At 43.5% G+C, this 21,941-nt stretch carries 21 protein-coding genes and 1 tRNA gene; 8 read left to right on the top strand and 14 right to left on the bottom strand.

All coding sequences use genetic code 11. The features are described 5' to 3' along the window. Positions 1-224: 224 nt before the first annotated feature. From BK120_RS33500 to BK120_RS33480, 6 genes are all read right to left on the bottom strand, one after another. Positions 225-728, bottom strand: a complete 504-nt coding sequence (locus tag BK120_RS33500) for a CYTH domain-containing protein (protein ID WP_076271799.1) — start codon at positions 726-728, stop codon at positions 225-227. Between the two features lie 21 nt (positions 729-749). Further along, entirely contained in the window at positions 750-1,514 is a 765-nt protein-coding gene (locus tag BK120_RS33495; protein ID WP_076271798.1) for an AAA family ATPase, read from the bottom strand. Between the two features lie 44 nt (positions 1,515-1,558). Further along, positions 1,559-2,716, bottom strand: a complete 1,158-nt coding sequence (locus tag BK120_RS33490) for a YecA family protein (RefSeq protein ID WP_076271797.1) — start codon at positions 2,714-2,716, stop codon at positions 1,559-1,561. A gap of 228 nt (positions 2,717-2,944) precedes the next feature. Next, positions 2,945-4,057, bottom strand: a complete 1,113-nt coding sequence (locus BK120_RS33485) for a slipin family protein (RefSeq protein WP_076271796.1) — start codon at positions 4,055-4,057, stop codon at positions 2,945-2,947. Between the two features lie 96 nt (positions 4,058-4,153). Continuing rightward, a complete protein-coding gene (locus BK120_RS35655; protein ID WP_179089953.1) occupies positions 4,154-4,297 on the bottom strand; it encodes a hypothetical protein in 144 nt (47 codons plus the stop codon). A 281-nt stretch (positions 4,298-4,578) separates the two neighbouring features. Then, the gene (locus tag BK120_RS33480; RefSeq protein ID WP_076271795.1) at positions 4,579-5,997 is read right to left on the bottom strand and encodes an RtcB family protein; all 1,419 of its coding nucleotides are present in this window, start codon (positions 5,995-5,997) and stop codon (positions 4,579-4,581) included. Positions 5,998-6,199: 202 nt separating this feature from the next. Between BK120_RS33480 and BK120_RS33475 the strand changes: the two genes are divergently transcribed. The 3 genes from BK120_RS33475 (at position 6,200) to katA (ending at position 9,862) form a co-directional block, all read left to right on the top strand. Beyond that, the gene (locus BK120_RS33475; RefSeq protein WP_076271794.1) at positions 6,200-7,513 is read left to right on the top strand and encodes a helix-turn-helix transcriptional regulator; all 1,314 of its coding nucleotides are present in this window, start codon (positions 6,200-6,202) and stop codon (positions 7,511-7,513) included. Then, positions 7,500-8,318, top strand: a complete 819-nt coding sequence (locus BK120_RS33470) for a WYL domain-containing protein (RefSeq protein ID WP_076271793.1) — start codon at positions 7,500-7,502, stop codon at positions 8,316-8,318. The genes BK120_RS33475 and BK120_RS33470 overlap by 14 nt, the downstream gene beginning before the upstream one ends. An 86-nt stretch (positions 8,319-8,404) precedes the next feature. Next, positions 8,405-9,862, top strand: coding sequence for a catalase KatA (gene katA / locus BK120_RS33465; RefSeq protein WP_076271792.1), 1,458 nt, complete (start codon positions 8,405-8,407; stop codon positions 9,860-9,862). A gap of 116 nt (positions 9,863-9,978) precedes the next feature. Here katA and BK120_RS33460 read toward each other — a convergent pair whose 3' ends face one another. The 4 genes from BK120_RS33460 to BK120_RS33445 all read right to left on the bottom strand — a co-directional run bounded on the left by BK120_RS33460 (position 9,979) and on the right by BK120_RS33445 (position 12,405). Further along, the gene (locus tag BK120_RS33460; protein ID WP_076271791.1) at positions 9,979-10,446 is read right to left on the bottom strand and encodes an 8-oxo-dGTP diphosphatase; all 468 of its coding nucleotides are present in this window, start codon (positions 10,444-10,446) and stop codon (positions 9,979-9,981) included. Positions 10,447-10,481: 35 nt separating this feature from the next. Beyond that, a complete protein-coding gene (locus tag BK120_RS33455) occupies positions 10,482-11,225 on the bottom strand; it encodes a WecB/TagA/CpsF family glycosyltransferase (protein WP_076271790.1) in 744 nt (247 codons plus the stop codon). Between the two features lie 152 nt (positions 11,226-11,377). Further along, positions 11,378-12,061 carry a bacillithiol biosynthesis deacetylase BshB2 gene (bshB2, locus tag BK120_RS33450; RefSeq protein ID WP_076271789.1) on the bottom strand — a complete coding sequence of 228 codons (684 nt, stop codon included), beginning with the start codon at positions 12,059-12,061 and terminating at the stop codon, positions 11,378-11,380. Further along, positions 12,061-12,405: a YojF family protein gene (locus tag BK120_RS33445; protein WP_076271788.1), complete on the bottom strand. Its 345-nt coding sequence runs from the start codon at positions 12,403-12,405 to the stop codon at positions 12,061-12,063. The genes bshB2 and BK120_RS33445 overlap by 1 nt, the downstream gene beginning before the upstream one ends. 369 nt (positions 12,406-12,774) lie before the next feature. On the opposite strand from BK120_RS33445, the gene BK120_RS33440 reads away from it, so the two are divergent. The 5 genes from BK120_RS33440 (at position 12,775) to BK120_RS33420 (ending at position 16,925) form a co-directional block, all read left to right on the top strand. Beyond that, on the top strand, positions 12,775-14,472 hold the full coding sequence (locus tag BK120_RS33440) for a methyl-accepting chemotaxis protein (RefSeq protein WP_076271787.1): 1,698 nt from the start codon (positions 12,775-12,777) through the stop codon (positions 14,470-14,472). 71 nt (positions 14,473-14,543) lie between these two features. Continuing rightward, entirely contained in the window at positions 14,544-14,768 is a 225-nt protein-coding gene (locus BK120_RS33435; protein WP_076271786.1) for a hypothetical protein, read from the top strand. Between the two features lie 89 nt (positions 14,769-14,857). Further along, positions 14,858-15,718, top strand: coding sequence for a DUF4358 domain-containing protein (locus tag BK120_RS33430; protein ID WP_076271785.1), 861 nt, complete (start codon positions 14,858-14,860; stop codon positions 15,716-15,718). A 102-nt stretch (positions 15,719-15,820) separates the two neighbouring features. Then, the gene (locus BK120_RS33425; RefSeq protein WP_076271784.1) at positions 15,821-16,309 is read left to right on the top strand and encodes a sigma-70 family RNA polymerase sigma factor; all 489 of its coding nucleotides are present in this window, start codon (positions 15,821-15,823) and stop codon (positions 16,307-16,309) included. Continuing rightward, positions 16,302-16,925: a hypothetical protein gene (locus BK120_RS33420; protein WP_076271783.1), complete on the top strand. Its 624-nt coding sequence runs from the start codon at positions 16,302-16,304 to the stop codon at positions 16,923-16,925. The genes BK120_RS33425 and BK120_RS33420 overlap by 8 nt, the downstream gene beginning before the upstream one ends. 2 nt (positions 16,926-16,927) lie before the next feature. On the opposite strand, the gene BK120_RS33415 is transcribed toward BK120_RS33420, so the two are convergent. The 4 genes from BK120_RS33415 to BK120_RS33395 all read right to left on the bottom strand — a co-directional run bounded on the left by BK120_RS33415 (position 16,928) and on the right by BK120_RS33395 (position 21,941). Beyond that, complete coding sequence (locus BK120_RS33415) at positions 16,928-18,007, bottom strand: acyltransferase family protein (RefSeq protein ID WP_076271782.1); 1,080 nt, start codon at positions 18,005-18,007, stop codon at positions 16,928-16,930. Next, positions 18,000-19,763, bottom strand: a complete 1,764-nt coding sequence (locus BK120_RS33410) for a class I adenylate-forming enzyme family protein (RefSeq protein WP_076271781.1) — start codon at positions 19,761-19,763, stop codon at positions 18,000-18,002. The genes BK120_RS33415 and BK120_RS33410 overlap by 8 nt, the downstream gene beginning before the upstream one ends. A 157-nt stretch (positions 19,764-19,920) precedes the next feature. Further along, positions 19,921-21,420, bottom strand: a complete 1,500-nt coding sequence (locus BK120_RS33405; protein ID WP_076271780.1) for a DHA2 family efflux MFS transporter permease subunit — start codon at positions 21,418-21,420, stop codon at positions 19,921-19,923. 445 nt (positions 21,421-21,865) lie between these two features. Next, positions 21,866-21,941 (bottom strand) — tRNA-Val (locus tag BK120_RS33395).

Raw genomic sequence — 21,941 nt, 5'->3', positions numbered from 1 at the left:
ACTTTTATCGCTATATTTGCTCATCCCGAAGGATTTGCAAGGCAGTTATTACTCGTTGTTCAGTTTTCAAAGAGCAAACTTTTCTATCGTTTGTCTTGCTTGTTTTGCTTGTTGACCGCGTGTGTCTCTCGGCCAGAAATAGAATATACCATGTACATACCTAAATGGTCAAGCGTTTAAATAAACTTTTTTAAAAAAACTTCATTTCTATCATAAAACCATCTTTATTCCGTTCCTTTACGCTGCAGTTCACGCCAAACTTTCTTGTTGCTGTACTGTCGCTCTGAGCTAATATCCTTGCCAAACCATTCAGGTGCAATGAAAGCATTAGCTGATGCTTCGGAGTCAAACTCAACCTCAAGCACCGAAAGCTCGATTTGGTCATAGGTATCAATCTCAATGATTCGGTCGTTCCATTTTGCAGTCACTCTGTTTTTCGTCAATGGTATGAAGCCAAAAGCGTTTACTACCTGTTCATAAATACTGTTAGAAATCGAATATTCAATTTCCTCACGTGATAGACCGTTGCCTAGCTTAAAGGTATGCGTGAATGAAACCTCGCCGCTCGCCAGATCAACAATTCTCCGAACGCGAAGCTCTTGATTGTCGTCGATAGCCAAATAGGTTTGTTCTATTCTTTGCTCAGAGAGCACCAGCAAATCGTTTTCTTCTATTAATGCAGTTGGAAACGCCGGCAGCAAAAACTTGCGTTCAATTTCTAATGACATGTATAACAGCTCCTTTTTGTATTAGTCTTCCTCCAAGAAAAGCTCATCCAGCATTCTTTCCCTATTGTTAACGAACCTCTTCATAAGCATATAATGATCGGTTTCCTCGAGAGCGGTACGCTCAATCCCTTCAGCAGTCAAATTATAAATCACGGCATCCGGATAAGCCATTAGAATCGGAGAATGTGTTGCGATAATAAATTGTGAGTGCTTCCCTACGAGCTGATTAATACGTGCAAGCATCGCCATTTGGCGGAAAGGAGAAAGTGCAGCCTCCGGCTCATCCATCATATAGAGACCATTACCGTTGAAGCGGTGAAGGAACGTTGCAAAAAAGGATTCCCCATGCGATTGCTGATGGAGCGATTTCCCGCCATATGAATCAATAATGCGTGGTCCACTGCCAAGCTCACGGTCCATTTGGTCAATATTAGTCGCCAAATTATAATAGCTCTCCGCTCGAAAAAAGAACCCATCCCTTGGTTTGTTTACGCTGCGTACAAGCCTCAAATGCTGATGAAGTTCTGAATGGGTAGCTTCTGTAGAAAAATTAAAGTTAATCGTTCCGCCTTCCGGATTGAATCCGAGTCCAATCGCGATCGCTTCCATCAGCGTAGACTTGCCCATTCCATTTTCCCCAACGATGTATGTTACTTTCGGATGGAACTCCAGCTCATCTAAACTCCGGATAGCACTTAAATCAAACGGATAAGAATCGAAGGAGGGTACTGTCTCCCGAAGGAGCTTAACGCTTCTTAAATAAAGACCTTGCTGGCTTTGTCTCATCCTGTACGCCTCCAAGTTCGATTATGCCTTATCTGATTCTACTATTAACCACAGCACTTTTTGAACTTTTTCCCGCTTCCGCAAGAACAAGGTTCATTACGCCCTACTTTTTTCTTTGATTGCATATCGATTACTTCCGCTTGAGCAGCTGGCTTAGGTGCATTATTAAGCACCATGCTCACGTTTGCACGTTTTGCCGCTAGCTCTTCTGGGGAATAACCTTTGATAGCCCACTGCTTCGTGCTGTTCATTAATGGAACGAGCAAATCGGTAATATTCCTCATTGTTTCCGAATTAGGAATTTCAATAAAGTTCTGTGCCAGCTCAATAACAGAAGCTAAAGAATCTCCGTTTCTCGCAGCATCTGTACATTCCTCAGCCATCAAGTCAGCTTCTTCACGATCAATCTCATAACGCTCTAGTACAAAACGGACTAGATTCATATAGTGACTGTTCCGCTCCACATATTCTGCTTCTCCAGCTTTCAAAAGCTGCTGCTTCGTAAATGGACAAAAATCCAGATCGTGTCTGAGGTCTCTTTCTTTCACAATTGCCTCAGGATCTACTACCCGATAGTCTGATATGTAGCCACTCTCTTCAATGAAAAATTGCTCATAGTAATCTTGGGCAGCAAACAAAACGTTCATAATATCATACTGAGCAAGAGGATGATCCTCCTCTGAGATTACAAACGATTTCAACTGATCTATCGTCAATGTTCCATAATAATAGAGAAGGCCCTGCGTTAACCGTATCCATTCCGTGTTTCGATTAAGAATGGGCGTTTCCTTTAAGAGGTCCCCTGCTTTAATGTATTCCACCAGTTCGGCTGGCATCATCACAACACGCTTGCCATCTACCGTTCCCGGAAATAAAATACCACGCTCAAGGAAATAAGTATACTGCTGCAATTCAAGCAGCGGCTTGTCCCAAATACCTTCGTTTTTCACTATTTTCTGAACAAGCTTCAATCTATTATGATCAAAGCAACGAGTTGCCATTTGTAGATTGTCTGGTATCAGCTCCGAAAGCTTCTCCACAAGCCCCTGCTTATTAAGCGAGCTTAGGTTGCTAATATCCAAATTCGTACGTATTCTAGTTAATTGCTGCTTCGATAATGTGCTTAGCGCATCCTCATAAGACAGTGGATAGGTAAGCGGCGGCCATAATTTTTCCAGTGCTTTATCTTGCTTTGTTGTCATAATAATCTCCTAACTCGTAGATGTATTTCATGCTCTTCTATGAATTATGAGTGGTACACTCAAAAGACATGCAGGTTCAAAGATAACAAAAATCGAAGATGGAATCAAACAAATCTGTTACTAATTTCATCACAAAATGTAAACTCAACCTATAAATTACGGATTCAAACCTAAATAAAAGCCTCACAGATCATCAAGCGATCTACGAGGCTTATTCAAAATCTATCATCATTTATCCATACCTTTTACACTTAATAGCGAATTAAGCTGCTCCAGCAAATTACCGCCGCCAGTGAGCGAGATAGTCCCGATTTTCTCGCAAATTTTCTCAAGAAACTCAAGCTCTTTCAGACGATAGAGTGTGCCGTTCTCATCCATTAGCTTAGCGGTATTTAACAGGCTTCTAGTAGAAGCTGTCTCTTCTCTTCGTGTAATGAGATTGGCTTGCGCCTTCTTCTCAGCAAGCAGCACCGTATTAAGGATGTCCTTAATATCACCCGGCAAAATAATATCTTTGAGGCCCGCCGAAACGAACTGTACGCCGTAATGCTCCTTCTGCTCATTCAGACGTGTAAGTACAAAATTTGCGATTTCTTGCTTCATGCGCAGCAGATCATCCAGCTTTAGAGTTCCGACATATTCGCGCAAAATAAGCTGCAGCAAAATATACACCTGCTCCTCGAACGACTTAATCTGAAATGCTTTTAGCGGGTCAACAACCTTGTATTGGCACACAAAGTTCAGCCGCAGCGTCACCTTGTCCTCCGTCATGATCTCTTGTCCAGTCATGTCCAGCTGAAGCTGGCGCAGATCTACCGTCTTCACCTGCACGCTCGTTGGTCCTTTCCAGAAATAATATTTTCCCGGACGAAGCTCGCGCTGCAAAACGTTATTAAAAAATAACAACCCCGTTTCATAGCTTGCCACCTCGAACACTTGCATAAAGCTTTGCAGCCTCGACAGCAGTGATCTATCGATCTCTGATGTCAGTTCTGGATTCCGAATGTCTATACGGATAAATGAATGTTTTTTCATTACATTCCAGAAGCCATAAAGCCCTGGTGTCAGCAAAGCGGCAAATTTGCCATCCTCAAAATGCAGTACATACTCATAATCCTGCACATCAGCTATCGTCAACTGCTCGGCAAGCTGCTCATCGTGGAGAAATAGCTTCAACTCCATATTTGGAACAGCGAAACGCTTCGCAATATTTTGCAAAATAACGGTATCGTCAGAAAATGATGGATGGCGATATACGCCCGGCTGCAAAAGCTTTATGTAACTGCCTTTTTTGAAAAGCAGACCTCGTTCATCGTTCTTGATAATCACTTTTTTAAACATGATTTAGCACCTCTTTACACGGTTTGGTTGATCTTTGGAACAGGAGCGCTCCTGCGGCTAGACCGGAATCAGGCTTGAGAAGGGAGCAGAGCAGCTTTACAGCTTCGTTGTCGATAGTCGAGCACGGATGTACCTTCCATCTATGCTCGTTCTATGTCTTACTCTGCTATAAGAGGCAGCTGGCTCCAATCGGTATCCACCGATTGCATAGGTTTTGCTGCAGTGATTGTGCCGAGGCATCGTCTGAGTGCTCCTGCTTAAGATCACATCTACAACATTAGTTCTCCTTTGGAGGGAGTCAGAGTGCTCCGAAGAGCTTTTTCGCGGATTAGGCGATTGACAATAGAGGGATTAAGTCCACTCTATCCTGTGGGAGATTAAGACGATATGAGCGATACAGTATACAAGCGCATAGTATGCGCATGCACTGCGGGATTTTTAGAAATCCCAGCCAAGGTACGCCATTCGTACATGAACCTCATCTATTATTGAAGTTATCTTTAATAGCGATTTAATAAAAGCTAGGTGCCTTTTATAGCAGCCATCGGCTTGCATTTGGCTACCACGGCAGCTAAAGAAGCGCCAACAACGCTGTCGATGATCTGATCTACGTCTTTATATGCCTGTGGGCATTCATCGAGAATGGCCTGCAAGGAAGCGTGGTTGACGAGTATTTCATCATCCGTCCCAACCTTCAGCGATAGTTCAAACTGATCAACCGTCACCATTTCTTTCGTTGCTTTTCGCGACCTCGCCCGCCCCGCTCCATGGCAAATAGAATAGAAGTTTTTGAGTCCCTCTTCCTTGCCTACCATAATATAAGAGGAAGTTCCCATAGAGCCCGGGATGAGCGCGGGATGCCCCGTCTCCTTGTACACCGGCGTATTTAGAAAATGCCCCGGCGGAAGCGCACGCGTTGCCCCTTTGCGATGGACGAGCATCGGCTGGTTGCGGTGAAACTCCTTGAGCGCGTAGTTATGCATCAGATCATAGAGAACCGGCATTTCTGTACTTGCTCCGAACACTTCCTGAAAAGCTTCACGGACACCGAATGCAATCATATGACGGTTGCTTACGGCGAAGTTGAGTGCAGAATACATCAGGTTCAAGTAGGTCTGCCCTTCCTGACTCGCAATCGGGGCATAGATCAGATTAGGGTCTGGATTGCTAACTCCCCACTGATTCATCGCTTCCTTAATAACCTTATTGTGTTCGCGTCCAACCATTCCGCCCCATGATCTGGAGCCAGAGTGAATCATGACGACAACCTGACCGTGGAACAAGCCCCATTTTGCCGCCACATTTGCGTATTCCTCATTTATCTCCAGATACTGAATTTCAATGAAGTGATTGCCGCTGCCGAGCGATCCGAGCTGCCCACGCGCATATTTCATAATTTTCGGAGGCAGTTGATTTAAATAGGTATGGTCGAAGTCGAACTGGGACTGCTCCACATGCGTCAACCATTGCTCATTTGGCACATATTTCTCAGGCAGACCCTTCAAGCCATGCTGTACCACACTCATAACATCGATATCGTCGTAGTTGGAGTTCTTACGCTCGTTAGTCGGTACGTATTTCTCGATTGCGGTGATCAATGCTCTACGAATGTTTTTGTCAGCAAGCTCACGCTTATGAAGCGATGTTGTATGAACGCGCATCCCACAGCCAATATCAGAGCCGACGATCGATGGAGATACACAGCCATTTTTCATATTCCAGACCGCGGTCGTCCCAATGCAGGTTCCAATGCCAACGTGGGCATCAGGGGTATAGCTCATATATTGATTTCGAGGAATTTGCAAATTGTTGTTTGCCATTTCATATACTTTGTCCCCAAAGGCTTGGAGCACATCTTCATTCGCAAATACGTGGAGTGAGCCATGCTCAAGCTCCATTTCATGATGATTGCCTCCATGTTTCTTATGCTGCTTTATCATCGTAATACCTCCCGTGCTTCAAGCTATACGTTTCATAACTCGTTTGCTTGCTCGCTTCTTATGAGCTTTATATTGCCTGATTTTGGAGACCGTGAACATGGTGCAAGTATTACGATGGAGGAAAATTTTCCTTTTTGTTCAAATTCGCGATCTTCCTGTTAAGATAGAAAAGAAGAGCGCTTATGATCGGAGGAATACATAAATGGCAAAAGAAAGCTTTGATAAAGAGATCCAGTTTTTACGGATGCTCGTCCTTACGAGCGGTGCATATAATCGCCAGCAGTATGCGGACAGGCTGGGCATCTCCATCCATACCTTCGATAAAACGATCAAACGCCTCAAAGAGGTTGTGAATAGCGTTTACCAGCAGCTGCCGGAGGATAAAGGCAAAGAATTTGCCGAAACCATTCGTTACAGCTATCTTGATTCTTCGGAGCCGATGCTGCTGTTTCTATTTCGCGCCAAATCTCTAAAAGAATCAGAGAGTCAGCGCCTCTCCTTATTGCTCGCTGCTATGCACGAGAAATCATTCACTGCAATGGAGCTCCTCGATCTATGCTGCAGCAGCATGCCGGAAGAGCTCTCACTGCCTGACGAAAAAACGATACGAGGCGATTTGAAATATTTGGAGCAAGTAGGCGTCATCAAAAAAGAGTCTGGAACGCGCCCTTTTCGCTATCGGATATACAATGATTTAGTGAAACAGCTCTCACGCGATGAGCTGCTCGATCTATATGACTTTGTAGACGTTATGGCAAATACCCAAATCCCCTCCGTACAGGGTTATTTGCTGCGAGACGGTGTCAAGAAATACATGAATCGGAATCAGGTCGATTACGGCTCGGTTGAACCCTTCTTATATAAGTACCACTATTACTCTCGTATTTTGGACGAGGCTCATCTCTTTACTCTGCTTGCTGCAATACGCAAACGGCTCACGGTCAGCTTTCTCTATTTTTCGCCGAAAAAAGAAACCAGCTACACCTCCAAAAATACGAATCCATTATTCGAGCGCGATACCGAAGGACAGCAGGAAACGCTGCTCCCTCTAAAAGTTGTTTACGATCATCAATATGGCCGCTGGTACCTGCTTGGGCATCATGCCCGCTACGGCATTAAGAAATACCGTATGGAAGGCTTAACACAAATATCGGAGGAGGAAGCGGCCCCGGAGGCACTGTTCGAATCCAAAAAAGATGAGCTGGAACAGCGGATTAAACATAGCTGGCTAATTGATACGGGCAAACCTGTTCTGGTGCGGGTTCGCTTCTTTCATCCAGGACCTCATATCCCAAGCTTCGTGATGGAGCGTGTTTTGCTTCAAGGACAATGGGGCACTATTTTGGAAGAAAGTGAAGAATCCTTCATCTATGAAATCGAAGTGAACGGAACGATTGAAATCAAGCCTTGGATTAGGAGCTTTGGCTCAAGCTGTGAGGTGCTTGCTCCCATGAAGCTGAGGCAGGAACTGATTGAGGAATGGAAGGAGATAAAAAGCTACTATGAATCCTTTTGAGAAAATATTCAACTATCAGATTTTATCCAAGCTGGAAGGCTCAGGTACGCTCATCATGACTGCGCATGAGCGAAGCTGGCTGAAGACCATGCTTGAGCATCCCGCTGCTGCGGTTGCTTTGTCTCCAGAAACGCTTATTCAAATGAACACTATATTAGAAGAAGATCAATCCTTGGATACTGGCGGGCTCCTGCATAAGGCAGCTAGTAGAGAGAAGCAAGTCTATCATTCTTATATTCGCCCGCTTCGCCAAGCTATCACTAACAAAAACCTATTATATATAAGCTATAAAATTAAAGGAGGCCGCATCTGTACGGAGCAAAGGGGTCTTCCCTATAAGCTGGAATATTCGATGGTCAAACGGGAATGGTATCTTCTCTGGTACCATATCAATCATCGAATGCTGATGAGCACAAAGCTTGATAACGTAACGGGCAGCAGCGAGCAGGTTTGTCCAACGGAATATTACGAGCAGCTAATTGGTATCGTTCAAGGCTTAATGAAAAAACGCAGTATGAGTGCGAATATTCTTGTTGTTCCCGAATACAACGGCGAGCTCTCGCGCATTTTGTATGCTTTTTCTTGCTTCGAGAAAGAAGTTAGTTACGCTGCCGACTCCAACGAATATACGATTCAATTGCACTTTTCAAGCAAGGACAGCGAATATGTTCTTTCCAAAACTCGCTTTCTCGGAAAGCGGGTTCGCATCATCGATGGCGAGCACCTGCGGCGCCGTATGCTTGAGTCTGCGACAAAATCCCTAGCACGATATGCACAATTTGACGAAAAATTTTATTTAGAATGATTATAAAATGATATTGATTTCCTCCTATAAAACGGTAACATAAGGTATGAGGCGTAATCATACAAAATCAATGAGGTGAATCTATTATGAGTACTGAGAAGAACAAGCTCACAACTAGCTTTGGCGCTCCCGTAGGAGACAACCAAAACTCGATGACAGCAGGCTCACGTGGTCCCACATTAATTCAGGATGTTCATCTGCTTGAAAAGCTGGCGCATTTCAATAGAGAACGTGTTCCAGAACGCGTTGTCCATGCCAAAGGCGCAGGCGCACATGGCTACTTTCAAGTTACACATGATGTCACGTCTTATACGAAAGCAAATTTTTTATCCGAAGTAGGAAAACGCACTCCTATGTTTATACGTTTTTCAACCGTAGCTGGCGAGCTCGGCTCTGCCGATACAGTGCGCGATCCACGCGGTTTCGCCGTTAAATTTTATACAGATGAAGGAAACTATGATCTAGTCGGCAATAATACACCCGTATTCTTTATTCGTGATGCGATCAAATTTCCAGATTTCATTCATACTCAGAAGCGTCATCCTCAAACCCATTTAAAAAACCCGAATGCGGTATGGGATTTCTGGTCCTTATCGCCTGAGTCTCTGCATCAGGTTACAATTCTTATGTCTGACCGCGGGATTCCTGCTACGTTTAGACATATGCATGGTTTTGGAAGCCACACCTTCAAATGGGTGAATGACCAAGGCCAAGCGGTATGGGTGAAATACCATTTCAAAACAGAGCAAGGTGTTCAAAACATCTCTAATGAGGTAGCTGCCAAAATTGCTGGCGAAAATCCTGATTATCATACCGAAGATTTATTTAATGCAATAGCAAGTGGAGATTTTCCAGCGTGGAAGCTTTATGTACAAATCATGCCTGAAGAGGATGCGAATACATATCGCTTCGATCCGTTTGACGTAACGAAAGTCTGGTCTCAAAAGGATTATCCATTAATTGAGGTCGGTCGCATGGTGCTTGATCGCAACCCGGAAAATTATTTTGCAGAGGTGGAGCAAGCGACATTCTCACCTGGATCATTTGTTCCAGGTATTGAAGCTTCCCCGGATAAGATGCTCCAAGGACGTCTCTTTGCTTATTCCGACGCTCATCGTTACCGTGTTGGCGCCAATCATAATCAGCTGCCAATTAATCGCCCTGTCGCTCCGGTGAACAATCATCAGCGCGATGGCCAGATGCGTGCAGATGGCAACGGAGGAGCATCGATTTACTACGAGCCTAACAGCTACGGCGGACCAACGGAGTCGCCGGAAAACAAGCCAACTCCGTTCGAAGTGTCAGGAAATGCAGACAGCGCTCCTTTTGATCATCATGACCACTACACACAAGCTGGCGATCTTTATCGCCTTATTAGCGAAGAGGAACGTGCCCGCCTTATTGATACGATCGTCGGCGCTATGAAGCCCGTTGAGAAAGATGAGATCAAGCTTCGTCAGATTGGCCATTTCTTCAAAGCAGACCCTGATTTTGGCCAACGCATTGCTGAAGGGCTTGGCTTGTCCATCTCACAGCAATCATAATTTCTTATATATCGCATCATCCAGCCTTGCAGCTTTCGAATCCATTTCGAGAGCCGCAAGGCTTTTTTGTTTGAAGTTATGGTGGCTCGGGACGGAATCGAACCTTACATGTTCATTTATGTTCTTTTGATATACTCATCATATTGTCGATCTTCTTTCCATCGCGTATGAATTTCAAATACGCCATCCTCAAAAAAGAGCGGTATTCGCCTTCTAAATGAATCTTGCATAGGGATTGAATCGAGCGCATTGATATGTATCCATTCAGCTTTTCCTTCTTTGTGGTCAGCTAGAAGATCGCCTTCAAATTCTGAAGTGATGTAATTAAATATCATATATCTCTCAGGCTTAAACGGGTTGATATATTCCGCAAGTCCCTTATATTTTAAATTTCTAACGGTTAAACCCGTCTCTTCTTTCACTTCACGGATCGCCCCGTCCACAGGGCTTTCAAAAAACTCTACCCTGCCGCCAGGTGCAATATATCCACTGAAATCGTCATGTGTACGATTCATCAACAATACTTTTCTTCCATGCGTAATTAAACAAACCGTAAATATTTTATGCGGAATGATTTGATCCAATTAATCTTCCTCCGTAGGTGTAGATTAAGCCATGATTATAATCCGTTTCTATCTTTGAATAACAATGCTTTCATTGCAAAGCGAGGTAAAATTAATTGCCTCTTCCATCTAGAAGGCTGCTTTATTAATCGATAAAGCCATTCCAAATTTAACTTTTGCCATATTACAGGCGCTCGCTTTACGGTTCCAGCAATTGTATCCAAACTCCCGCCAACGCCTATAGCAACCCTAGCATTAAGACTATTTTTAAACGTATGAATCCAAAATTCAGCTTTAGGCGCACCTAAGGCAACGACTAAAACATCGGGACTCAAGCTTGCAATTTCATTCACAATTTTCGCGTCATCCTTAGGTTCAAAAAAACCATGATGCCTTCCGACAATAGACACGTTTGGGTATTTCATATTGATCACTTCTAAAGCCTTTTTACTCGTCATCTCACTTGCGCCCAGCAGATAGAACGACCATTTTTTCCTATTGCCCATCTCCAATAGATTGATCAGAAGATCGCATCCCGTAACACGTTCTGGCAGCGGATTCCCCTTAAACCGAGAGACCATGACGATGCCTGCACCATCAGCAGTAAGGTGTGCCGCGTCGTTAATAATGGAACGAAGCTCTAAATTTTGCTGACAAGACATACTGATTTCTGGATTCAACGTCACCACGTGGAAAAGCTCTGTTTTTTTCTCTGCAATAACTTCGTCAATCAAATCGACAGTTTCACCCATCGTTATTTTAGGGATGGGAATGCCCATAATTAGCGAATGATTTTCCATTAGATCCACCTTGGTTTTTATCCACATTCTAGCATAGATGAGTAACTCAAACTATCTTGCTCTTTCATGCTCTGATGAACTCGCTGCCCAACCAATAGAAAAAAGCTCTAAGGACAATTCCTTAGAGCTGCTTATCTTATTTATGAATATTATCAGGCGAATGGGTAAATCCAGAAACGCTCCGTTCCAAAGCGCTCTTGAATTTCCGCATCCTGAAGGGTTTTATTGCCCATTAACTCGGCCGCTTGAAACTGGGAACGATGTGCTTGTATCGAAGCCATTTTTTGATGCAAAAATGGTTTAATATCATTTACGATTTGAGGTTTCCCAATTGCTTGTTGATGGTTTTTGGAAAAAGCTACGCAATATACAATTGGCCTCTCCGATTGCGGCAGCCTGCCGACTGCCCTAATGACTGACGCCCCGCATGCATCGTGATCGGGATGAACGCTATAGCCTGGATAAAAAGTGTACACAATCGATGGATTCAGCTCCTGAATAAGAGCTTTTATTTGCCCATCCAGTTGCTCTTGATCTTCAAATTCGAGCATTTTATCATGAAAACCAAGCATTCTCAAATCTTGTATACCGATGGCTTGGCATGATTCCTCCAGTTCAAGCTTGCGTATAGCGGGTAAAGTGACCCGATTGGCGAATGGAGGTATCCCCATATTTCGGCCCATTTCCCCAAGTGTCAAGCAAGCATAGGTCACATGAGCTCCATCTTGGATATGCTTAGCCAGCGTTCCCGAAACGGAGAAAGCCTCATCATCCGGATGCGGCAGTATAACTAAAATATTATTTTGTCCCACAGAATTTCTAATCTCCTCTCTCATCAGAAGGGTTCCTTGCTTAATTGCAGTGATACGACAAGTTTCCCTTGCCCATCATGACCTGCCAGAATCAGCCGCTCCGGTTCGTTCTCATCCCAGTGGGTAAGCCCCTCTGAGTATACCCAGCCTTGCGACATTTTCAAGCCAACCCGATAAGGTCCGCTCCCTGCAATCGAACCGTGAGAATAACGAATCACCACATTCGTAAGGAAATTGGCTGCTGGATGCTTTGAGCTGTCCAGATGAGCAGCGTAAGCACCTGTAGTCATTTCAAGATGAATAAAAAGTTCCTGGTTTTTAAAGCTATCTATCCTCTGCTGCACCTTTTCTTGATTAATCAGCTGCAACTTTATCCCTCCCCATATTTCAGAAAAACCATATCAATAAATCGGATACTGAAACAATTTTATCATATTTGCACGAAAAGAAATAACGAGTGCTGAAGGCTTGCAACTTTAAACAAGCGACTAGTTGATTTCTCAAATTGAACAAGTCATATACTTACCCTTTGTGAATATATATACCTATTATTCGCGTGGTTCTACCGAACTAGATTGTCGAAAATATATATGATATACTAACTTACAAATTTATAGAACATACATACTAGAATTTACCGTTCCTATTTTTTCGGAGGCGATCATTACAACAGTAACCCTGCTCATCTTGCCAATACCCCATTGCATCTTTTACAAGAATTTTACTGGAGGTTACCTATGAGAAACCTAACGATTAGCAAAAAACTGCTCGGAGGATTTATTTCTATTCTTATATTATTAACTATGATTTTGAGCATTAATTTAACTCAGCTCACATCGCTTAATCGTACATATACAGAATTAATTGAAGATCGAACACAAAAAATGCTGCATATTAAGAACATGGTCATAGCTGTAAAATCTGAGCAGGTCGCCATACGAGTTTACGCTATGCTTGGTGATCAAACGTCACTTAACGGGATAACTGCTGCTCATGAAAATTATATGAACATCAGTAAACAGCTGGCATCTACATTCTATACTCCTTCAATGATTGACTCGCTCAAGCAAGCCGATCTCATCGAAAATGAGTATTTTCAGCTCCTTGAAAAGGTTATCAGTCTCAAAAAGGAGAATCAAGAGAAGGAGTATACCACTCTTCTTGCGAACCAAGGACGCACCATAACAGCAAAGATTGAGAAGATTCTTACGGACATGGAAACCTATCAACAAGAGCAGCTGAACATAAGCTCAGCGAAAGCATCCAAACAAGTGGACGAAGTCATCAGCTTCATCATTACACTCGGGATCATCGCTCTTGTACTTGGCATATCCATCGCTTTGTTAATTGGCCGACTCATCACCAGACCCATTATTCAAGTCGTAAAAGCTGCGGAGAAGATTGCTTCAGGGGATCTTACAGGCAAAGCCATTATTATAAAAAATAAAGATGAGACGGGTATGCTTGCGAGTTCGTTTAACACGATGTCCGATAATCTTAGAGCTTTGATTAAACAAGTTGATTCCAATGCGGAGCAAGTAGCCGCATCCTCAGAAGAACTAAGCGCAAGCGCCGAACAAACATCGCTTGCAACGGAGCAAATCGCGGTTACTGTACAGGATGTTGCCTCTGGCGTTGAACAGCAAGTGAAGCTTGTGAACGAAAGCTATCAGACGATTAATGATATGTCGATTGGATTTCAGCAAATTGCTGAGAATACACATACTGTCTCTTCCAAAGCTTCCGAAGCGTCAGATAAGGCAATGCTTGGGAACGAATCGATTAAAACAGCCGTTGCGCAAATGGGATCAATTAATGATACGGTCAATGGGCTTGCCTCGGTTATTGCCGAGCTAAATGGACAATCAAATGAAATCAACCAGATTGTTGGTGTCATATCGGATCTCTCCACACAAACCAATCTGCTCTCACTAAACGCCGCTATCGAGGCAGCAAGAGCTGGCGAGCATGGGCGCGGCTTTGAGGTCGTCGCAACGGAGGTGCGAAAGCTATCCGTACAATCGACACAATCAGCTAAGCAAATCGAGTCGCTCATCTCTACGATACAGATTGAAATGCATAATGCTGTTCAGTCTATGGAAGCTGTAACCAAGGAAGTGTTGTCAGGTATTTCCCTTGTTACCACAGCAGGAGAATCATTTGAATATATACAAAATGCCGTTAATGATGTCGCTTATGAATCCGTGAAGGTTTCCTCGGCTGTGCAGCAGCTAACCGCTGGAGTTGACGAAATTACCGGTTCAATGAAAATGATTTCCGAGGTGACCCAAAGCTCCGCGGCAGGCACTGAGCAAGTTATCGCCTCCACGCAGGAGCAGCTATCCTCTATCGAAGAAATATCTGCCTCGTCTAGTGCACTAGCAAAAATGGCGGAGGATTTGCAGCATAACGTGAATCGCTTCAAAACGAGTTAAAAGAACGAATGTTTTACCTCCGGCTTTTTATGGTATACTGCTACAATATTAATATGCTGGAGGTTTGCCTTATGAAAATTTATGTTATTCAATCATTCAATGAGGATGGTTTGGAAAATGTGTATGTAGGCTCAGATGAGGAAAAAGCATTATCGCTAAAAGCAGCTGACTTTGACAACTGCGATGCCCTCTTCGTTGAAATCTGGGAGGACGGCGGCAAAACAGATGATTTTCGCCTTGTAGAATCGCCCGAAGAAGATGAGGCAGACGATACAAATAGTGAAGAGATTCAGTAGTTTCGATCACCAATAACAAGTAAATGTGCAACCTTTTGTCGAACACTGTCGTCTAGTGTTCGACTTTTATTTTTTAAGGAGAGACATACATGCTACATATGAAGAAATCGTTATCCAAAATGGCTGTACTCGCACTCACAGTATCGATGCTCGCTGCAGGCTGCAGCGATGCCGGGAAAGAACCGGCAAAAAATGCATCAGGCAATGAGACAGCGGTTACAGAACAGCCCACCGTACCTCCTGCAACAGAAGCTCCAACGGAAACCGAAGCTCCACCTGCTACGGATGAACCTGCTGGTGATCAGGCAACAACTGAACCTGCAGCAACTGAAAAACCAAGTGCTACTGACACAAGCAAGGAAAATGAAGCTGGCGTAAAACCTTCAGCGACTGCAAAACCGACCGAAAAACCATCAGGTGCAAAACCTGAACAGAAGCCGGCTGCAACAGCGAAGCCCACACAAAAACCGACGCAAAAACCAACAGTCAAACCAACACAAAAACCGAGTGCTACACAAAAACCTAGTGCGACGCCTAAACCTCCTGTAAAGCCTTCTACGGACATTAAGGTTTCGGATATCACGACTAAAATTACGACCGATCTTGAATTTCCGATGCTTGGTAATGTAGAAGCTGAGCGTTTGAAGGATGTTTTCGGAACGGATTTTGATGGTCTCGTGACTGAAGGCGTCTACTTGCAGGCGATGATGAACGTCAAAGCTACTGAGCTCGCTATCGTCAAGTTGAAATCCGATAAAAGCTACGATGCTGTAGCTAAAGCATTTGAAGCACGCGCAGCAGACATTCAAAAAACGTTTGAAACCTATTTGCAGGATCAATATGAGGATGCTAAAAACTACAAAATTGTTAGAAACGGAAACTACGTAATGCTGTCCATCTCGCATGATCAGGATGCAGTAGTGAAGATCTTCAACAGTTTCTTCAAATAATACTTTATTCACAAAAACCTGACCGATAGCGGTCAGGTTTTTTTATGGTTTTGAAACATTTTGCCCTTATTGATCGTGTTAGGTGTGAAGGAGTCGACGATCATGCCAAATGAGTATTCCGATGAATATTTAACCCAGCTTGTTCAACGTTACGCGGATATGATAATGCGTATTGCTTTCACCTATCTTAAAAACAACGCAGACGCTCAGGATGTATGCCAAGAGGTATTTATAAAAGTTGTTAAGCTGCAAAAGACGTTCGAGCTGGCCGAGCATGAGAAGGCGTGGATTATTCGAGTTACGATCAACGCTTGCAAGGATATGCTGCGCAGTCCATGGAAAAGATTTTTTTCACCCATTCGTGATGCATCTATTCCGATCCAACATTCAGACAACAGAGAAGTTGTTGCCCGCGTCTTAGAGCTGGATCAAAAATACCGGATCGTCATTTACCTCTATTATTTTGAAGATTACAGCACCGCAGAAATAGCCCATTTATTGAACAGAAACGAGAGCACAGTAAGAACACAGCTTAAGCGCGCTCGTGAAATGTTAAAAGGGAGCATGATTGGAGGATTCGCTAATGAATAGATACATAAGCGGAATGAAGGAAATTCAGGCTGGCGATGAGCTGAAGAAGCAGATGATTTACCACGTACAGCAGCAGTCAGCGAGAAAACGCAAAACGTTATCCATAAAAAAAACAGCAACCCTATCGGCCGCTGCTTGTATGATTGTTTTTTTGGTTGTGCTTGGAGCATCCTTATTGCAGCATGAGAACAAGAAAACAGCATTTAGCGGATTCGTTATTACGGCCTATGCCGCAGATGGCACATCTATTGAGATGAAGCCTGACGTTCAACTTCCGCTAGGAAAATATAGTCCAACTATGAGCAGTGTACCCGGTTTTCCAATTCGCATCGTTGCAGAAGAAGCAGACATCATTGCCATTACCGTTACCGAAGGAAATCTTCTGCTTTGGTCCCCTTCAGATTCTAGGGTCATTCAAAAAGGAAAAAACATGAAAACTACATCCGGTACCATTGTATACTGGAGTCCTCTTGAAGAGGGCGAAGAACATTCTCTTAGTCAATCAACTACGGTTTCAGTAACAGCCCTCGCGGGCAAAAAAGAGCTGGGTCGCCATGACATTGAAATAAACACGGATGACGGGCTAAATTATAGCGGAGTGGTCAAAATACCCTAATCTTAGGATGCCATATTTCTTGTCTGCCGAGCCGAGAACGTTCTTGAGCTTGCACGCAGCAGCATTGTAACAGCTATGCATTCCAATAAGGTCATGAGCATCAGTGTGAAATCCTGCAAAACACTCATACTGTCAACACTCCAACCTAGTAGAGAAAGATTGGTCTGCATGAATAAGATATGACCAAAAAACGTTACAATGCTGAACAAACTGATTATTTTATGATAAGTCTGAACGGCTGGAAGCTCTATTTTAATCATTCCATAAAAAAGAAGCAGTGTATTCGGCAACATACTGAATGCAAGCTTATAATCTGTTGTCCATTCACTAAATCGAAGCAGCAGCAGCGTCTCCACTATCGTTAATCCCAATGCAAAAATCAGAATAGGTTTTACTTTTATTTGCATAAGCGCAGTCTCATACTTTGCCAGCAATACACCCAAAGCCACGAATGTGAAGCCAAAGCCGATATATCTCGTCGCAAACAAATACAAATAGTCGATGTAGGCAGGGTCGATCGCGGGAAAGCTCTCAGCTGTTATACCGAATAACGTTTTTAAGCTTCCTGAAACAAACTGCATGCCAACAAATCCAGTCAGCGTTAATATAAGAGCAAGGCGACTGTATTGTTTTTGAATAAGCCAATAAGCCGTTAATATACCAAACACAAGCGGCGGGATAAACCAAAATTGAACGAATGGTCCGTTCAGGAAAAATGCGATAAACAGTACCTTCGCTTGGATAAAGAGATTTCCTGTCGACCAGCCGTCGCTAATCAGCTTTGGAACAATGCTCTCTGCAACAAACAGACAACAAAATAAGCAATAAACGATTCCGATACGCAGCAAATATTTTTGAATATAATGCCTTGGATTTGCTGCATGGCTCCAGCCTTTATAGGCAAGAAAACCTGCTACAACATAGAAGCATGGCACAACTATTCTTGTAGCAAGACCAGAAAACTGGACAATCGCTTGCCCCGGCATTAAAGCCATATAGCGTAAAAGCATAAGATGCGCTACAAGCACTAGCAAGGAGCCCGCCAGCTTGAATAACGTTATCCCTGGATAGTATTTACGCATTTCTTCTCAGCTCCCCTATCCCATTCAGAACCAACGATTTAATTTCAGCCACTGAAATTTTACCAGTTGGCGAGAGAGGGAATACAGGCAAAAATACATAATAACGAGGCAGCTTAAACGTCGATAAATATGGAGCCAAATCATTTTTCAGCACACTATCGCTTAGAGTCGCTCCCTGCTTCGCTACAATACAAGCGCAAACTTGCTCACCATAAAGCTCGTCCGGGATACCTATGACGAATGCATCCTCCACATCTTTATGTCGCAGCAGCACGTTCTCAATTTCTACCGGAGAAATTTTTTCTCCGCCTCTAATAATCGTTCTGTGAAGCCTGCCTGTAATCGTTAAATGTTTCCGCTCATCCAGAAATCCTAAATCTCCAGATCGATACCAACCATCTGCCGTCATACTAGCCCTATCGTTAGTCTCGCTGGTGTAACGCATGACCCGATGACTTCGAATGGCAATCTCGCCATGCTCATGCGGCGGAAGCGTCTCTCCCGTCTCCGGATTTAATATTTTCACCTCTACAACCTTATCCACCCTTCCCCCAATGCTGTAGGACCCCTTTTCGAATTCCTTATATTGAATGAGTCCGTTTAAAAGATTTAAGTGTCTCAGCAGCTTATAAAGCAAATATAAAATAATATTTTGCCTCCGATTCACGAAACAAGTCCCATTAGCGACTGCACCAGCTTCAGAAGAGCCATAGCTTACCATAAAAAAGTAGAGGTTCAAGCCTTTCATTATTTTTTGCAATATCGTATTGTTAACTGCTGCTGAAGTAAATGCTACCCCTAGCAGTGATTTCAAATTGTACTCCTCTCTTTTTGGAGAAAGTACCATTTGCTGAATCATATATGGCGTACCTATAAGAACTTTACACTTTTCCTTCTCCACCGCTGACAGAGCATTTATGGGATTAAAGTGGCTGAGCATGACCATTCGAATATTGTATGTTTTTAAACTTGCAAATAATGTACCAAATCCTCCTAGATGATAAAGCGGCAATAAATTCAAAACAGAGAAATGACGAGTAAAGCGATCACTGATCTTCATAAGCATGGCAATGCTCTTCTTAGGTTTACCCGCATTTTCAACAGCCAATAAGAAGGAAGCCGTGGAACGCAATACCCCTTTGGGTAGGCCCAGCGTACCCGATGTATAAAGCAGAATAAGCGGATCACTTGAGACATTCATATCACAGGCGGTTAAAAACGACTGTTCATCTACAGCTGCACCAAGCAGTCGTAGATCTGAATAGGGCTGAAATAGCTCGTTTGCTTTCCCCTCTTCCTCCAGTACAAAAATATGCTTCGGGAACCAATGTTGATCTACTCCATCTTTATGTAAATCCACTATTATTTCCTGCATGATCGTTGGATAATGGACATGCTGTCCTTGAGCTCCCATAACGATGGCTGCAGGGCGAGAATCTTTCAAATAATGCTCAAGCTCTTGTTTCTTTGAGTATGTATTAAGCGGAACAATGATAGCGCCAACGCAGGCCGCTGCAAACATCGAAATAATCATTTCCGCCCTGCCAGGCATAATGATTACGATGGAGTCGCCTTTTTTGACCCCTAGTTGAATAAAGCTTTTCGCCAGCAAGCGCACCTCTTCCCAAACCATTAGCCATGTATAATGCTGATCAGCAGCTGGGTAACTGTATGCCACATCATGAGGATAATCCGCTGCTCTTTTTTGCAACATATACGGAATGGTGTCCCCGCTCAAGCTACTTTTGTTTATCATTGCCTTTACCCCCGTGTCTATAAAATAAACCTATTATTGTGCCGTGTCATACTGTGAACATTTATAATATAACACCGAGTAGGTTCTTAATAAAGAACAATTTTATAAAAAAAGCGTCGAAATGGCTTTTATAACAGCTCTTTCGACGCATTATTTGTTATTTGGCAGAAACTGGGGATGGTACTGGCTTTGTTATTGTTTTCTCTTTTACCACGTTGCCCTTGATGTCATCCTTACGCTTCGCCTTGCCCACGAATAAGCTAAGCGGCAATGCGACGACTGCTACCAACGTAGCAACAACATATACATCGTTAATGCTCATCGTGAAGGACATCATCTCAATGTGCAGCTTATCAACATCGCCAGCCTTCATGAAGTCGGTAGCATGTGTAATTGATCTTGATGCAAGCATCGTTGTAAAGATAGCAATCGCGAACGAGCCAAACACGTTACGCGTCCAGTTCGTTATCGCAGAAGCATGCCCCGACAGCTCCGCTGGAATTTGCTCCATTGCGGCGTTGCTTGATGGCATTACGACAAGTGCGATCCCAATGTTACGAACAATCATCCACCAGATGATGTAGGCATGCGAGACATCTAGGCTTAGCCAGCTTAACGCCAACGTACCGATCGTCAACAGCACAATGCCGCTAGACATCAGCCAGCGCGGCCCAATGATGCCGTACAGCTTGCCGACAGCGGGCATAAGCAAAGCCATTGCCAGGGAAGCCGGCAATAAAATCATGCCCGTATCCATCGCGGATACATGCTGTATTCTTTGAAGAAATACGGGTGTGAGCAATGTTCCGGAGTACAAGCTGATTGTTATAATATTAGCGATAATGGCATTAAGCGTAAAACGACCATTTTTGAATACTCGTAGATTAAGCAGTGGCGTTTCAGCCCGCAGCTCTCGCCATATAAATAGTATCAGTGAAATGCCGCCGATTACGAACAATGAAACAATTTTCCATGAGCCCCAGCCCCAGTTATGGCCTTGCCCAAGTGCAAGCAGCAAGGATGAGCTGCTCATGATAACCGTTAGGAATCCTAGCAAGTCGAAGCTCTTCGGAACGTTCATCCGATAATAAGGAATGTATGCATATACGCAGCCGATTGCGATTAGACCGATCGGCACGTTCATGAGAAACAACCAGTGCCAATTCATGTTCTCCAATATCCAGCCGCTGATTGTAGGTCCAAATGCAGGAGCCAGCATTGCAGATAGCCCCCAAAACGCGATTGCCATCGCCTGTCTATCTTTTGGAATGATTTGATAAATGATTGACATGGTTGCCGGTATAATTAAACCGCTGAATGCCCCTTGCAGTACACGGAACAAAATGAGTGAGCCTTCGCTCCAAGCCGATGCACACAATATTGACGTTAAGGTAAACCCAATTAACGAGAATAAGTATAGTCGTCTATAGCTGAATCTCTCCCCTAAATAACCTGCAATTGGAGCTGTAGTTCCCATTGCGAGCATAAAGCCAGTTAACGTCCACTGGACGGAGCCCAGAGTCGTATCAAAATGGTCCTTCAAAATCTCGAGCGCCAAATTTATCGTAGCCGAAGCCAATACGCATAAAAAGGACCCGATAAAAATAGCAGTCATTACTGGCCAAAAACGTACTTTCATGCCTTCTGCTTGGTTCATCTGTTTGTTCCACTCCTTATATATTTACTTTAGAACTTAACTATTATAGTTTAGCGCTAAAGTAATTTCAATGAAAATTATTATATTGTAAATTTTTTCTTTTAACTCCTGTTGTAGGACTCGTTTCATACCGTCTCCATTCGGCTGTGGGAGCAACGGTGGCGCGTTTGAACAATAGGGCCCAGCTTACCTATTTCTAGAGCGTCCATACTCGGCTCTGGACGTTGTAATACAGCACTAGGCATCTGTGAATCTTCAATCCTATAACTGTTCTTCTGAGTTACGCCCCTTCTATGTAAAATAGGACTGCCTACTATCCATTTTTCAGGATTGAGGTCAGCCCTTTTGTATTCGTTCATATGAAATTAAAGTATCTCCAGTGCAAAGCTATCCTGAAAACAAAAAAACATTGTTCTCAAGGAACAATGGTCTGTTAAAAAAGTAATGGTGGAGGATGACGGGATCGAACCGCCGACCCTCTGCTTGTAAGGCAGATGCTCTCCCAGCTGAGCTAATCCTCC

The sequence above is a fragment of the Paenibacillus sp. FSL A5-0031 genome, assembly GCF_001956295.1.
Classification (GTDB): domain Bacteria; phylum Bacillota; class Bacilli; order Paenibacillales; family Paenibacillaceae; genus Pristimantibacillus.
The sequence above is the reverse complement of the archived record's forward strand: the minus strand, read 5'-3'. Positions and strand labels throughout refer to the sequence as shown.